This window comes from Pseudomonas sp. LBUM1647 (genome assembly GCF_059716175.1).
The window spans coordinates 5,521,060-5,534,994 of record NZ_CP166809.1 but is presented as its reverse complement, the minus strand read 5'-3'; the positions used below and the strand labels follow the sequence as shown (position 1 = coordinate 5,534,994).

General features: G+C 58.8%; 14 protein-coding genes. 13 read left to right on the top strand and 1 reads right to left on the bottom strand.

Annotated elements, in window-relative coordinates; genetic code table 11:
* The first annotated feature begins 21 nt into the window (after nt 1-21).
* The 6 genes from tilS to ispD all read left to right on the top strand — a co-directional run bounded on the left by tilS (nt 22) and on the right by ispD (nt 6,707).
* A complete protein-coding gene (gene tilS / locus ACA059_RS25535) occupies nt 22-1,350 on the top strand; it encodes a tRNA lysidine(34) synthetase TilS (RefSeq protein WP_497631436.1) in 1,329 nt (442 codons plus the stop codon).
* Nucleotides 1,351-1,624: 274 nt separating this feature from the next.
* Nucleotides 1,625-3,256 carry a CTP synthase gene (pyrG, locus tag ACA059_RS25530; RefSeq protein ID WP_497631435.1) on the top strand — a complete coding sequence of 544 codons (1,632 nt, stop codon included), beginning with the start codon at nt 1,625-1,627 and terminating at the stop codon, nt 3,254-3,256.
* A 5-nt stretch (nt 3,257-3,261) separates the two neighbouring features.
* Entirely contained in the window at nt 3,262-4,107 is an 846-nt protein-coding gene (kdsA, locus tag ACA059_RS25525; protein ID WP_046054578.1) for a 3-deoxy-8-phosphooctulonate synthase, read from the top strand.
* Between the two features lie 156 nt (nt 4,108-4,263).
* The gene (gene eno, locus ACA059_RS25520; protein WP_008154033.1) at nt 4,264-5,553 is read left to right on the top strand and encodes a phosphopyruvate hydratase; all 1,290 of its coding nucleotides are present in this window, start codon (nt 4,264-4,266) and stop codon (nt 5,551-5,553) included.
* Nucleotides 5,554-5,724: 171 nt separating this feature from the next.
* Entirely contained in the window at nt 5,725-6,003 is a 279-nt protein-coding gene (gene ftsB, locus ACA059_RS25515) for a cell division protein FtsB (protein WP_008028992.1), read from the top strand.
* Nucleotides 6,000-6,707 carry a 2-C-methyl-D-erythritol 4-phosphate cytidylyltransferase gene (ispD, locus tag ACA059_RS25510; RefSeq protein ID WP_497631434.1) on the top strand — a complete coding sequence of 236 codons (708 nt, stop codon included), beginning with the start codon at nt 6,000-6,002 and terminating at the stop codon, nt 6,705-6,707. The genes ftsB and ispD overlap by 4 nt, the downstream gene beginning before the upstream one ends.
* 111 nt (nt 6,708-6,818) lie before the next feature.
* Here ispD and ACA059_RS25505 read toward each other — a convergent pair whose 3' ends face one another.
* Nucleotides 6,819-7,715, bottom strand: a complete 897-nt coding sequence (locus tag ACA059_RS25505) for a LysR family transcriptional regulator (protein ID WP_497631433.1) — start codon at nt 7,713-7,715, stop codon at nt 6,819-6,821.
* 106 nt (nt 7,716-7,821) lie between these two features.
* Here ACA059_RS25505 and ACA059_RS25500 point away from each other — a divergent pair, with 106 nt between their 5' ends.
* The 7 genes from ACA059_RS25500 (at nt 7,822) to ACA059_RS25470 (ending at nt 13,854) form a co-directional block, all read left to right on the top strand.
* On the top strand, nt 7,822-8,934 hold the full coding sequence (locus ACA059_RS25500; protein WP_129441645.1) for an S-(hydroxymethyl)glutathione dehydrogenase/class III alcohol dehydrogenase: 1,113 nt from the start codon (nt 7,822-7,824) through the stop codon (nt 8,932-8,934).
* Nucleotides 8,935-8,942: 8 nt separating this feature from the next.
* Nucleotides 8,943-9,788: an S-formylglutathione hydrolase gene (gene fghA / locus ACA059_RS25495; protein WP_497631432.1), complete on the top strand. Its 846-nt coding sequence runs from the start codon at nt 8,943-8,945 to the stop codon at nt 9,786-9,788.
* A gap of 53 nt (nt 9,789-9,841) precedes the next feature.
* Nucleotides 9,842-10,315, top strand: a complete 474-nt coding sequence (gene ispF / locus ACA059_RS25490) for a 2-C-methyl-D-erythritol 2,4-cyclodiphosphate synthase (RefSeq protein WP_010462780.1) — start codon at nt 9,842-9,844, stop codon at nt 10,313-10,315.
* Nucleotides 10,312-11,370: a tRNA pseudouridine(13) synthase TruD gene (gene truD / locus ACA059_RS25485; protein ID WP_223433028.1), complete on the top strand. Its 1,059-nt coding sequence runs from the start codon at nt 10,312-10,314 to the stop codon at nt 11,368-11,370. Before ispF ends, truD begins: the two co-directional genes overlap by 4 nt.
* A complete protein-coding gene (gene surE / locus ACA059_RS25480; RefSeq protein ID WP_497631431.1) occupies nt 11,358-12,107 on the top strand; it encodes a 5'/3'-nucleotidase SurE in 750 nt (249 codons plus the stop codon). Before truD ends, surE begins: the two co-directional genes overlap by 13 nt.
* Before the next feature lie 41 nt (nt 12,108-12,148).
* Nucleotides 12,149-12,784, top strand: a complete 636-nt coding sequence (locus ACA059_RS25475) for a protein-L-isoaspartate(D-aspartate) O-methyltransferase (protein WP_497634729.1) — start codon at nt 12,149-12,151, stop codon at nt 12,782-12,784.
* Nucleotides 12,785-12,996: 212 nt separating this feature from the next.
* Entirely contained in the window at nt 12,997-13,854 is an 858-nt protein-coding gene (locus ACA059_RS25470; protein WP_497634728.1) for a peptidoglycan DD-metalloendopeptidase family protein, read from the top strand.
* Nucleotides 13,855-13,935 lie beyond the last annotated feature (81 nt).

Sequence of the window (13,935 nt, the reverse complement as noted above, 5' to 3'; positions counted from 1 at the left end):
TCCAGGTGAGGCGACCGACCTATGAATTCTTCGAAGATTGTTCTGCCTGCCAAACTCCTGCTGAATCTTGCTCCGTGGCGCAACGCCCCGGCCTGGCGCATCGCTTTCAGTGGTGGTCTCGACTCCACCGTTCTGCTGCACCTTCTCGCACATCTCGCAAAAACCGAATCCCTGCCGGCGCTAAACGCCATCCACATCCATCACGGCCTTCAGGCTGTGGCTGATGCGTGGCCGGATCATTGTCAGTCGGTCTGTGATGCGCTGGGTGTGCCGCTGCAGGTTGTTCGTGTGCAGGTTCAACCCGGCGCCAGTCTTGAGCGTGCAGCCCGGGATGCGCGATATGCCGCGTTCATCGAGGCGACTCAGATCAATGAAGTGTTGATGACCGCCCAGCACCGTGACGATCAGGCGGAAACGTTGTTATTCCGGCTGTTGCGTGGGGCAGGGGTGAGGGGGGTGTCGGGGATGCCACGCCAGCGATCGCTCGGTAAAGGACAGCTGCTTCGGCCATTGCTCGATATCACGCGGGCTGAACTTGAAGCCTATGCGGCGGAGCATCGGCTGAGCTGGATCGAAGACCCATCGAACCAGGATCGGCAATTCTCGCGAAATTACCTGCGCCATCAGGTGTTCCCGGTATTGACCAGGCGCTGGCCGCAAGCGGTAACGACCATGGCCCGTAGCGCTGCACATCTGAGTGAGGCGCAGGGATTGCTCGATGAGCTTGCGCAAATCGATCTGGCCGGCGCCAGCACTGCCAATGATTTTGATTGGCTGGGATTGCCGTCCCTGGAACTGGCGGCATTGGAAACGCTGTCCGCTGCTCGTCAGCGTAATGCCTTAAGTCATTGGCTCGAACCGCTGACGCGACTGCCGGACAGTGACCATTGGTCGGGTTGGGAAGATTTACGTGATGCCGGCGGCGATGCCCACCCGATCTGGCGGCTGGCAGATGGCGAACTGCATCGGGCGGGTGGGCGTATCTGGTGGTTGTCCGGCAGCTGGTTGCGTCCGCCGCCCGCCGTCGGAAACTGGCCCGACCCCTCGCTATCGCTGGTATTGCCGGACAACGGCGTGCTCACACTCACCGGCCAAATCCCCGATGGCCTGCTGCATATCCGCTATCGTGAGGGAGGTGAGGTGATGAATCTGCCCGGTCGCGGCCATCGCGATCTGAAGCGATTGCTCAATGAAAGCGGCGTGCCGGGTTTCGTCCGTGGCAGATTGCCGCTGCTCTACCGAGGCGAGCAATTGCTGGCGGTGGCCAACCTGCGGGGCTTGGACGGCAGTGCAAAGGACCGTTGGAATTTGCATTGGCAGCCACCGCACGAAGATCAAGGTTTGAGCTGAAAGGGGCTTTCCGGTAGACTACGCTCCCTTCTTGATACAACTTCTGTGGATTCGCCTGAATTGCAGGAGTTGCCGATTACCAAGCAGTCTTTGCTGGGCGATTCCAAAAAATGTGTAGCGAGCAACGTACCGGTGTTTCATCTTCCGGTCTGTCCCAACGCGGCGGTTTTTTTGAAAGGTGCACTGTGATTAATGCAGGTGATCGGGGGCTTCGGCCTTCCTTCGCTTTCCCCGGCGGCTCGTACCGCTTTAACGCAGACTTCTAGGGTTTTTCATGACGCGCTACATATTCGTCACGGGCGGTGTTGTTTCTTCATTGGGGAAAGGCATCGCATCGGCTTCATTGGCGGCCATCCTGGAGGCGCGGGGACTTAAGGTCACCATGCTGAAGCTGGACCCGTACATCAACGTTGACCCGGGCACCATGAGCCCGTTCCAGCACGGTGAAGTGTTCGTCACCCACGACGGCGCCGAGACCGACCTGGACCTGGGCCACTACGAGCGGTTCATCCGCACGACCATGACCCAGAACAACAACTTCACCACCGGCCGTGTCTACGAACACGTCCTGCGCAAAGAGCGCCGTGGTGATTACCTGGGCGCCACCATTCAGGTGATCCCGCACATCACCGACGAAATCAAGCGCCGGATCATCAAGGGCGCCGGCGATGCTGACGTGGCCATGGTCGAGATCGGTGGCACCGTGGGTGACATCGAATCCCAGCCGTTCCTCGAAGCGATCCGTCAATTGCGTTTCGAAGTCGGCGCCAAGCGCGCGATGCTGATGCACCTGACACTGGTGCCGTACATCGCCACTGCCGGCGAAACCAAAACCAAGCCTACCCAGCACTCGGTCAAGGAACTGCGTTCCATCGGCCTGCAACCAGACGTGCTGGTCTGCCGTTCCGATCACCCGATCGACATCTCCTCGCGTCGCAAGATCGCGCAATTCACCAACGTTGAAGAACGTGCGGTGATCGCGCTGGAAGACGCCGACACCATCTACAAGATCCCGGGCATTCTGCACTCCCAGGGCCTGGATGATTTCGTTGTCGAGCGTTTCGGCCTGCAGTGTGGCGGCGCCGATCTGTCCGAGTGGGAAGCCGTGGTCGACGCCAAGCTCAACCCTGAGCATGAAGTCACCATCGCCATGGTCGGCAAGTACATGGAACTGCTGGACGCCTACAAGTCGCTGATCGAAGCGATGAGTCACGCCGGCATCAGCAACCGCACCAAGGTCAACCTGCGCTACATCGACTCCGAAGACATCGAAAACCAGGGCACTGCGCTGCTGGAAGGTGTCGACGCGATTCTGGTACCTGGCGGCTTCGGTCTGCGTGGCGTGGAAGGCAAGATCACTGCCGTTCAATACGCTCGCGAAAACAAGGTTCCGTACCTGGGCATCTGCCTGGGCATGCAAGTGGCCGTGATCGAGTTCGCTCGTAACGTGCTGGGCTGGAAAGACGCCAACTCCACCGAGTTCGATCGTGCCAGCGGTCATCCGGTCGTGGGTCTGATCACCGAGTGGGAAGATGCCACCGGCGCCGTCGAAACCCGTACCGAAGCGTCCGATCTGGGCGGCACCATGCGCCTTGGCGCTCAGGATTGCCTGCTGGAAGCGGGTTCCCTGGTGCACGATTGCTACGCCAAGGACGTGATTGTCGAGCGTCACCGTCACCGCTACGAAGTGAACAACAACCTGCTGCCGCAAATCATGGAGGCCGGTCTGAAAATCTCCGGTCGTTCCGGTGATGGCGCGCTGGTTGAAGTGATTGAAGCCCCGGATCACCCATGGTTCGTCGCTTGCCAGTTCCACCCTGAGTTCACTTCGACACCACGCGACGGTCACCCGTTGTTCAGTGGTTTCGTTAAAGCAGCTTTGGTTCAACACGAGAAGAAGGCGTAAATCCAATGGCGCAGAAGATCATCCGTGTAGGCGATATCGAGATTGCCAACGACAAGCCAATGGTGCTTTTCGGTGGCATGAACGTGCTGGAAAGCCGCGACATGGCGATGCAGGTCTGCGAAGAATACGTAAAGGTCACCGAGAAACTCGGTATCCCTTACGTGTTCAAGGCCAGCTTCGACAAGGCCAACCGTTCCTCCGTGACCTCTTACCGTGGCCCCGGCCTGGAAGAGGGCATGCGGATTTTCCAGGACATCAAGCAAGCGTTCGGCGTGCCGATCATCACCGACGTCCACGAGCCTGATCAGGCCGCGGTCGTCGCTGAAGTCTGCGATATCATCCAGCTGCCGGCCTTCTTGTCGCGCCAGACCGACCTTGTGGTCGCGATGGCTAAGACCGGTGCGGTGATCAACATCAAGAAAGCCCAGTTCCTCGCACCTCAGGAAATGAAACACATCCTGAGCAAATGCGTGGAAGCGGGTAACGATCAGTTGATCCTCTGCGAACGCGGTTCGAGCTTCGGTTACAACAACCTGGTCGTCGACATGCTCGGCTTCGGCATCATGAAGCAGTTCGAATACCCGGTGTTCTTCGACGTGACCCACGCGCTGCAAATGCCCGGCGGTCGCTCCGATTCCGCCGGCGGTCGCCGCGCCCAGGTCACCGACCTGGCAAAAGCCGGTATGAGCCAGTCGTTGGCCGGCCTGTTCCTCGAAGCTCACCCGGACCCGGACAACGCCAAATGCGACGGCCCTTGCGCCTTGCGTCTGGACAAACTGGAGCCATTCCTGGCCCAGCTCAAAGCTTTGGACGAACTGGTGAAGAGTTTTCCGACGGTAGAAACCGCGTAATCCTCATTTCTCCGGTAAAGTACCGCACGAATTAATGCTCAGGCCCTCGGGTCTGAGCCTTATCGTCCGCAAGTCTGCCCGCTGCACATTACTTGCCGGCGATACAAGATTTCCTTCAGCTGCGTCGTTTTCGTCAACTTTGGAGTGTTTACAACAATGGCAAAAATCGTCGACATCAAAGGTCGTGAAGTTCTCGACTCCCGTGGCAACCCCACCGTGGAAGCGGATGTGCTTCTCGATAACGGCATCATCGGCAGTGCTTGCGCGCCGTCCGGTGCTTCCACTGGCTCGCGTGAAGCGCTCGAGCTGCGTGATGGCGACAAGAGCCGTTACCTGGGCAAGGGCGTACTCAAAGCCGTCGCCAACATCAACGGTCCGATCCGCGACCTGTTGAAAGGTGCAGACCCAAGCGACCAGAAAGCGCTGGATCACGCGATGATCAAGCTCGACGGTACTGAAAATAAAGGCTCCCTGGGCGCTAACGCGATCCTCGCCGTTTCCCTGGCAGCTGCCAAGGCCGCCGCACAGGACCAGGACCTGCCGCTGTACGCTCACATCGCCAACCTGAACGGCACCCCGGGTGTTTACTCGATGCCGGTTCCGATGATGAACATCATCAACGGTGGCGAGCACGCCGATAACAACGTCGACATCCAGGAATTCATGGTTCAGCCGGTTGGCGCCAAGTCTTTCTCGGAAGGTCTGCGCATGGGCACCGAGATTTTCCATCACCTCAAAGCCGTTCTGAAGGCCCGTGGCCTGAGCACTGCAGTGGGTGACGAAGGTGGTTTCGCACCGAACCTGGCCTCCAACGAAGACGCTTTGAAAGTGATCTCCGAAGCCGTGGCCAATGCCGGTTACAAGCTGGGCACCGACGTGACCCTGGCGTTGGACTGCGCTGCCAGCGAATTCTACGAAGACGGTAAATACAACCTGTCCGGCGAAGGCCAGGTGTTCACCGCTGAAGGTTTCGCTGACTACCTGAAAGGCCTGACCGAGCGTTACCCGATCATCTCGATCGAAGACGGTCTGGACGAGTCCGATTGGGCTGGCTGGAAAATCCTTACCGACAAGATCGGCGAGAAAACTCAGCTGGTGGGCGACGACCTGTTCGTGACCAACACCAAGATCCTGAAAGAAGGCATCGATAAAAAGATCGCCAACTCGATCCTGATCAAGTTCAACCAGATCGGCACCCTGACCGAAACCCTGGAAGCCATCCAGATGGCCAAGGCCGCTGGTTACACCGCCGTGATCTCGCACCGCTCCGGCGAAACCGAAGATTCGACCATTGCCGACCTGGCTGTGGGCACCGCGGCTGGCCAGATCAAGACCGGCTCCCTGTGCCGTTCGGACCGTGTTTCCAAGTACAACCAACTGCTGCGTATCGAAGAGCAGTTGAATGGCAAAGCCAAGTACAACGGTCGCAGCGAATTCCGCGGTTAATCGTTAACGGGTAAAAAGACACCGGATTGTGTCGGAAAAATCGCTACAGCGATGGATTTGCCACTAATCTGATGCCTTATAAGCACAAGCCTGGGTCTTCCAGGCTTCGTGCTATCAGAAGCTTCAAAGTTTTGGCATGGCTGTCTTTTTTCACTGGATACCTGATATTCGATGCGCAGTCCCAATTGGTTGTTCCTCGTCTTGCTCCTGCTGCTGGCTGGCCTGCAATACCGCCTGTGGGTGGGTAATGGCAGTCTGGCGCAAGTGGCCGAACTGACTCAGCAGATCGCAGATCAACACGCTGAGAACGAGGGGCTGCTTGAGCGCAATCGGGTGATGGACGCTGAAGTCAGTGAATTGAAAAAGGGCATGGAGACCGTTGAAGAGCGGGCTCGTCATGAGTTGGGCATGGTCAAGGACGGTGAAACCCTTTACCAGTTGGCTCAATGAATCCCTCGTTACCGGCCTTCTGGGCTGTAATTCCTGCCGCGGGCGTCGGTGCCCGTATGGCCGCGGACCGTCCCAAGCAATACTTGCAGCTGGGCGGGCGCACTATTCTCGAACACAGCCTAGGCTGTTTCCTTGATCATCCTTCCCTGAAAGGGTTGGTGGTCAGTATTGCTGTTGATGATCCTTATTGGCCGAACCTGGCGTGTGCTTGCGATCCGCGAATTCAGCGGGTTGAAGGCGGCTCCGAGCGTTCCGGGTCGGTACTCAATGCGTTGCTGCATTTGCATGCGCAAGGCGCTGACGATGAGGATTGGGTGCTGGTTCACGATGCTGCGCGGCCGAATCTGAGCCGTGATGATCTGGACAAGTTGCTGGGTGAACTCGCAGATGATCCCGTCGGTGGACTGCTGGCGGTTCCGGCACGCGATACCCTCAAGCGGGTCGATAAGCACGGTCGCGTGGTCGAAACCGTGGATCGCAGTGTGATCTGGCAAGCCTATACACCGCAGATGTTTCGCCTTGGTGCATTGCATCGGGCGTTGGCCGACAGTCTGGTGGCCGACGCGGTCATCACCGACGAAGCTTCGGCGATGGAGTGGGCAGGCCTGGCGCCGCGCTTGATCGAAGGTCGGTCCGACAACCTCAAAGTCACTCGTCCCGAAGACATTGAGTGGTTGCGCCAGCGTTGGGCGAACCGCCGATAAAAGATCGCAGCCTCGTTTCACTCGACAGCTCCTGCGAGATATTGCGGTGAGCGCAGGCAATGAAGGAGCTGTCGAGTGCAACGAGGCTGCGATCTTTTGATCTTCAAACCCTCACACCCTGTACTCCGGCCTTAACGCCAACCCGTCCTTCAAATAATCCACCAACTTGCGCACCTTGGGTGACAGATGCCGTTGCTGTGGATAAAGCGCCCACACGGCAGTGTTTGGTGGTTGATGCGCGTCCAGCAGCGAAATCAATCCGCCGTTTTTCAGATGCTCCAGCACGTAGTAGTCCGGCAACTGACACAAACCCACGCCCTGTAACGCCGCATCCAGCACTGCTTGCCCACTGTTGCAGCGCCAGTTTCCCTGTACCCGCTGCGAAAATTCCCGCCCGTTCTGTTCCAGTTGCCAGATGTCCGAGCTGCCGATGAGGCAGTTGTGGCGGCTCAGTTCCGACAAGCTATGCGGGCGGCCGTAGCGCTCCAGATAGGACGGCGATGCGCACAGGTACATGCGTCGTGGCGCCAGACGTGTCGCTACCAGCCGCGAGTCCTGCAGGCGACCGAGACGGATCGCCAAATCCAGCCCTTCGTGCACGAGGTCGAGTTGACGATTGCTCAGTTCGATGTCGATTCGCAGTTGCGGATAGAGCCCCATGAAACGGGTTACCAGCGGCACGATGAATCGTTCGCCGTACGCCACAGCGCAGGTCATGCGCAGCATGCCTTTGGGTTCGCTAGTCAGGTCACCCACCGCTCGCAGTGCTTCTTCGCGACCATCCTGTAGGCGCTGGCAATGTTGCAGAAAGGTTTGCCCTGCCTCGGTCAGGGTGACCCGGCGAGTGCTGCGATAAAGCAGTCGCGTCTGAAGGCGCTCTTCGAGGCGTACTATTTGTCGACTGATGTGGGAGGACGAAACCCCGAGGCGTTCCGCGGCCGCCGTGAACTGGCTGCACTCGGCCACGGCGACGAACTCGTCGATACCTTCCCAGCGGTTTTCGGACATCAAAGATTATCCCTGTATGGCAATAATGTTTTGCTTTTGTCCGGATTATTCACCGTAGAGCGTTGTATTACACTCCTTGTCTCGTTTTATTCACTGGAGAATCCACATGATCAAGTCGCGCGCTGCCGTTGCCTTCGAGGCCAAGAAACCCCTCGAGATCGTTGAAGTCGATGTCGCCATGCCCAAGGCCGGTGAAGTCCTGCTGCGTGTGGTTGCCTCCGGTGTCTGCCATACCGACGCCTACACGCTGTCGGGTGCGGACCCGGAAGGCATCTTCCCGTCGATTCTCGGCCACGAAGGTGGCGCGGTGGTTGAGGCGATCGGTGAGGGCGTGACCTCCGTCGCAGTCGGCGATCATGTGATCCCGCTGTACACCCCGGAATGCCGCCAGTGCAAATTCTGTCTGTCGGGCAAAACCAACCTGTGTCAGGCGATTCGCGCGACTCAGGGTAAAGGCCTGATGCCGGATGGCACATCGCGCTTTTCCTACAAGGGCCAGCCGATTTTCCACTACATGGGGACGTCGACGTTCTCCGAGTACACCGTGCTACCGGAAATCTCCGTCGCCAAAATTCCAAAAGAAGCGCCGCTGGAAAAAGTCTGCCTGCTGGGCTGCGGTGTCACCACCGGCATCGGCGCGGTGCTCAATACCGCCAAGGTAAAGCCGGGTGACACCGTCGCTATCTTCGGTCTGGGCGGTATCGGTCTGTCGGCCGTGATCGGCGCGGTCAAAGCCAAGGCTGCGCGGATCATTGCCATCGACATCAACCCGGCCAAGTTCGAGATCGCCAAGCAGTTGGGTGCAACCGATTGTGTGAACCCGAAAGACTTCGATCGTCCGATCCAGGAAGTCATCGTCGACATGACCGATGGCGGCGTCGACTTTTCCTTCGAGTGCATCGGTAATGTCCAATTGATGCGTGCCGCACTTGAATGCTGCCACAAGGGTTGGGGCGAGTCGGTAATCATCGGTGTCGCCGGTGCTGGCCAGGAAATCGCCACGCGTCCATTCCAGCTGGTGACCGGTCGCGTCTGGCGCGGTTCGGCGTTCGGCGGCGTGCGTGGCCGTACCGAGTTGCCGAGCTATGTCGAGATGGCTGAAACCGGCGAAATCCCGCTGGATACTTTCATCACTCACACCATGGGCCTGGAAGATATCAACAAGGCGTTCGACCTGATGCATGAAGGCAAGAGCATCCGTTCCGTCATCCATTTCTGAGGTCGATCATGAGCCTGGAAAATATCTCCTGCCAGAAAAGCTTCGGCGGCTGGCACAAACGCTATCGGCATCGCTCCGATGTGCTCGGCTGCGACATGGTGTTTGCCGTGTACCTGCCGCCGCAAGCGGAGCAGGGCGGCAAGTTGCCGGTGCTGTATTGGTTGTCCGGCCTGACCTGCACCGACGAAAACTTCATGCAAAAGGCCGGCGCCATGCGCATGGCCGCCGAGCTGGGGCTGATCATCGTTGCACCGGACACCAGCCCTCGCGGTCCCGATGTGCCGGGTGATCCGGACGGCGCCTGGGACTTCGGTCTCGGTGCCGGGTTTTATCTGAATGCCACGCAGGAACCCTGGTCTCGGCACTATCGGATGCATGACTATGTCGTGCAGGAATTGCCCGCATTGGTCGAAGCCCATTTCCCGGCGTCGGACAAGCGCGGCATCAGTGGTCACTCCATGGGTGGCCACGGTGCGCTGGTCTGCGCATTGCGTAATCCGGGGCGTTATCAGTCGGTGTCGGCGTTCTCGCCGATCAACAATCCGATGGACTGTCCTTGGGGGCAGAAAGCCTTTTCCCGCTACTTGGGGGAAGACCGATCGAAATGGCGCGAGTGGGATGCCTGCGTCCTGATTGCCGAGGCGAACGAGAAGCTGCCGCTGCTGGTCGACCAAGGTGATCGCGACGATTTCCTCGCCACCCAGCTCAAGCCTGAAGCCTTGCAACAGGCCGCCAAATTGGCCGGTCATCCGCTGACGTTGCGCTTGCAACCCGGCTACGACCACAGCTATTTCTTCATCGCCAGCTTCATCGCCGACCACCTGCAACATCATGGGCGTGCTCTAAGCGCCTAATGTCCGACAAAGCAGGTAGAATCACGCCCTGACAAAAATCGGGGCGTTTTTTTATGCGTATTGGCCACGGCTATGATGTGCACCGTTTCGCTGAAGGCGATTTCATTACTCTGGGCGGCGTGCGCATTGCACACGGCTTCGGGCTGCTCGCTCACTCCGACGGTGACGTCCTGCTGCACGCCTTGAGCGATGCCTTGCTCGGCGCCGCTGCGCTGGGTGATATCGGCAAACATTTTCCGGACACCGACCCGACATTCAAGGGCGCCGACAGCCGAGTGCTGTTGCGTCACGTCGTCGCACTGATCCATGCCAAGGGCTGGAAAGTCGGCAACGTCGATAACACCATCGTCGCCCAGGCGCCGAAAATGGCCCCGCATATCGAATCGATGCGCGCGCTGATTGCCGCGGATCTTCAAGTTGAGTTGGATCAAGTGAACGTGAAAGCTACCACCACCGAAAAGCTCGGCTTTGTCGGTCGCGAAGAAGGCATTGCCGTGCACTCCGTTGCCTTGTTGCTGCGCGCATGAACGAACTGCAATTGCTCGGCCCACGTGCCTATGGCGAAGCCCTCGGCACCGCAGTACTGAAAGCCACGGCGGAAGATTTTCAGGTCGATGAAGTCCTCAACATCCCCCTCAGTGGCGACGGCGAACACTTGTGGATCTGGGTGGAAAAGCGCGGTCTGAATACCGAAGAAGCAGCACGGCGGATCGCCAAGGCGGCGGGTGTGCCATTGCGCACCGTCAGTTACGCGGGTCTCAAGGATCGTCAGGCACTGACTCGCCAGTGGTTCAGCGTGCAACTGCCGGGCAAAGCCGATCCTGATCTGTCGGCGGCGGAAAACGATACGCTGAAGATCCTCAAGACCGGCCGACACAAACGCAAGCTGCAACGCGGTGCTCACTCGGCCAATGGCTTCACGTTGCGACTGACGCAATTCGCTGGCGACAAAGCGGCGATCGACGAGCGTCTGCAACTGATCGCCAAGCAAGGTATTCCCAATTATTTCGGCGCCCAGCGTTTTGGGTTTGACGGCGGTAACGTGGTCGATGCCCGTGCCTGGGCGGCGCGTAAAGCGTTGCCGGAGCAGCGCAACGTGCGTTCGCGTCTGCTCTCTACGGCGCGCAGTTTTCTGTTTAATCAGGTGTTGGCGGCGCGTGTCGCCGATGGCAGCTGGCAGCGTGCCCAGGTTGGCGATCTGCTGGCCTTCACCGACAGTCGCAGTTTTTTTCCAGCCGGTGAAGCCGAGTGCAGCGACCCGCGTCTGGCGATTCTCGATCTGCACCCGACCGGTCCGCAGTGGGGCGAAGGTGACTCGCCGGCCACTGGCGCTGTCCATGAACTGGAGCAGGCAATCGCCACTCGCGAAGCGGACTTGCGCGATTGGTTGATTAACGCCGGTATGAGCCACGAACGTCGCATCCTGCGGCTGCCCATTGGTGGGTTGACGTGGCATTATCCCGAGCCTGACATTCTGCAACTGGAATTCGTCCTCCCGGCCGGATGCTTCGCCACCGTATTGGTGCGCGAGCTCGTTGATCTGGTGCCGGTGGGGCAGACGGACAGCCCATGCGTATTCTGATTTCTAACGACGATGGGGTAACCGCACCCGGTCTCGCCGCGCTTTATGCTGCGCTGGCGGATTACACCGAGTGCGTGGTTATCGCCCCGGACCAAGACAAAAGCGGCGCCAGCAGCTCGCTGACGCTCGACCGTCCGTTACACCCGCAAACCCTGGCCAACGGCTTTATCAGCGTCAATGGCACACCGACCGATTGCGTGCACCTGGGCCTCAATGGCTTGCTGGAACGCGAGCCGGACATGGTGGTTTCGGGCATCAACCTGGGCGCTAACCTGGGTGATGATGTGTTGTATTCCGGCACCGTGGCGGCGGCCCTTGAGGGACGTTTCCTGGCGCGTCCTTCGTTTGCCTTTTCGTTGGCCTCACGGCAAGTGGAGAACCTTCCCACAGCCGCGTACTTTGCGCGCAAACTGGTAGAGGCTCACGCGGACCTTGAACTGCCACCGCGTACGGTACTGAACGTGAACATTCCCAATTTGCCGCTGGACCACATCCGCGGTATTCAGCTGACCCGCCTCGGACATCGCGCACGTGCTGCAGCGCCGATGAAAGTGGTCGATCCGCGCGGTAAATCCGGTTACTGGATTGCGGCGGCGGGGGATGCTGAAGACGGCGGCCCGGGTACTGATTTTCATGCGGTGATGCAAGGCTATGTTTCAATCACCCCACTGCAACTGGATCGCACCTTTAATGATGCCTTCAGAAGTCTCGATGGCTGGCTGGAGGGGCTGAACTAATGGCTCGTGAACAAGACGATATTCTGCGTCGTGGCATCGGGATGACCTCACAACGGACCCGTGAGCGCCTTATTCAGCGCCTGTATGAAGAGGGAATTTCCAACGCCAAGGTGCTGGAAGTCATTCGCCGTACACCGCGTCACCTGTTCGTCGACGAGGCGCTGGCTCACCGTGCCTACGAAGACACGGCGCTGCCGATCGGCAATAACCAGACCATCTCGCAGCCTTATATGGTGGCTCGCATGAGCGAGCTTCTGCTGGAGACAGGTCCTCTCGACAAGGTGATGGAAATCGGCACCGGCTCGGGCTATCAGACGGCGGTGCTGTCGCAACTGGTCGAACGGGTATTTTCCGTCGAGCGCATCAAGGTTCTGCAGGATCGGGCCAAGGAACGCCTGGTGGAGCTGAACCTGCGCAACTTGGTGTTCCGCTGGGGCGATGGTTGGGAAGGCTGGCCGGCGCTGGCGCCGTACAACGGCATTATCGTGACTGCGGTGGCGACCGATGTACCTCAGGCGCTGCTTGATCAATTGGCACCGGGAGGGCGGCTGGTGATCCCGGTCGGGTCGGGTGAGGTTCAACAACTGATGCTGATCATCCGGGAAGAGCAAGGCTTTTCCAGGCGTGTTCTGGGGGCTGTACGCTTCGTTCCGTTACTCAATGGGCCACTTGCCTGAGCATTTGTTTCAGGGCGCTGAATTCTCTTCGATTGCTCCTGTCTTACAGCGGCATCGATCAGTTAAACGGGATTCATCGTCAGGCAGCAAACGTGTGCGCGAAGCCGTTTCGCGTCATTAAAGGTAAAGCCTGCACGGCTCGTTATACTTGCGACATTTCAATGCCGGAACACGGCAATCCACATTTTCAGCCACCACAAAGGGAGCGGCGGGTGAGTCTCACAGTCATTGCGCAGCGAATGGGTAAAACGAGCTTTCAGCGCTTGGTGACTGGCCTTGTTTTGAGCACCTTGCTGGTCGGTTGCTCCAGCAACAAGTCGAGTGATGTACGCGTCGTCGATCGCAACAACGCCGTCGCGCAGCGTCCGGCAGTGACCACGGGTCAATACGTCGTCCGACCTAAAGACACCTTGTTCTCCATCGCCTTTCGCTACGGCTGGGACTACAAAGCCCTCGCGGCACGCAACAACATTCCTACGCCTTACACGATCCATCCAGGTCAGACGATTCGCTTTGACGGTCGCACCGGTTCAACGCCGACACCGGTGGCCAGTTCCACCGATTCAACGCCTTCTTCGTCGCTGAAAACCACGGTTATCCGGCGCCAGCCGAATGGCGCAACCACCAGTACAGCAGTGGTTGCACCGTCCGTCGCAAGCAAGTCGACCCCTGCTCCGATGCCTCCTGCCGGTCCGGCCCCGACCGGCTGGGGATGGCCATCTAATGGCATTCTCATTGGAAAATTCTCTTCAAACGGCAGTTTGAATAAAGGAATTGATATCGCCGGGGATTTGGGACAGCCTGTTTTAGCTGCGTCTGATGGGACGGTGGTATACGCCGGGAGTGGCTTAAGGGGCTACGGCGAATTAGTCATCATCAAACACAGCGATACCTACGTCAGTGCCTACGGACATAACCGCAGGCTGTTGGTTCGGGAGGGGCAGCAGGTCAAAGTCGGACAGACAATTGCCGAAATGGGGTCAACGGGTACAGACCGGGTGAAGCTGCATTTTGAGATTCGCCGACAAGGTAAACCTGTAGATCCGCTGCAATTCCTGCCACGTCGTTGATCGCTTTCCAGCCTGTTCCGTCGCGTAGAGGGAACAGGCTCCAGCGTTGCCAGGGATAAAGGCGCCGCTTGAGCCTGAGGT

Coding starts and splice junctions, on each gene's coding strand:
- tilS (WP_497631436.1), top strand. CDS start 22: ATGAATTCTTCGAAGATTGTTCTGCCTGCCAAACTCCTGCTGAATCTT.
- pyrG (WP_497631435.1), top strand. CDS start 1,625: ATGACGCGCTACATATTCGTCACGGGCGGTGTTGTTTCTTCATTGGGG.
- kdsA (WP_046054578.1), top strand. CDS start 3,262: ATGGCGCAGAAGATCATCCGTGTAGGCGATATCGAGATTGCCAACGAC.
- eno (WP_008154033.1), top strand. CDS start 4,264: ATGGCAAAAATCGTCGACATCAAAGGTCGTGAAGTTCTCGACTCCCGT.
- ftsB (WP_008028992.1), top strand. CDS start 5,725: ATGCGCAGTCCCAATTGGTTGTTCCTCGTCTTGCTCCTGCTGCTGGCT.
- ispD (WP_497631434.1), top strand. CDS start 6,000: ATGAATCCCTCGTTACCGGCCTTCTGGGCTGTAATTCCTGCCGCGGGC.
- ACA059_RS25505 (WP_497631433.1), bottom strand. CDS start 7,715: ATGTCCGAAAACCGCTGGGAAGGTATCGACGAGTTCGTCGCCGTGGCC.
- ACA059_RS25500 (WP_129441645.1), top strand. CDS start 7,822: ATGATCAAGTCGCGCGCTGCCGTTGCCTTCGAGGCCAAGAAACCCCTC.
- fghA (WP_497631432.1), top strand. CDS start 8,943: ATGAGCCTGGAAAATATCTCCTGCCAGAAAAGCTTCGGCGGCTGGCAC.
- ispF (WP_010462780.1), top strand. CDS start 9,842: ATGCGTATTGGCCACGGCTATGATGTGCACCGTTTCGCTGAAGGCGAT.
- truD (WP_223433028.1), top strand. CDS start 10,312: ATGAACGAACTGCAATTGCTCGGCCCACGTGCCTATGGCGAAGCCCTC.
- surE (WP_497631431.1), top strand. CDS start 11,358: ATGCGTATTCTGATTTCTAACGACGATGGGGTAACCGCACCCGGTCTC.
- ACA059_RS25475 (WP_497634729.1), top strand. CDS start 12,149: ATGACCTCACAACGGACCCGTGAGCGCCTTATTCAGCGCCTGTATGAA.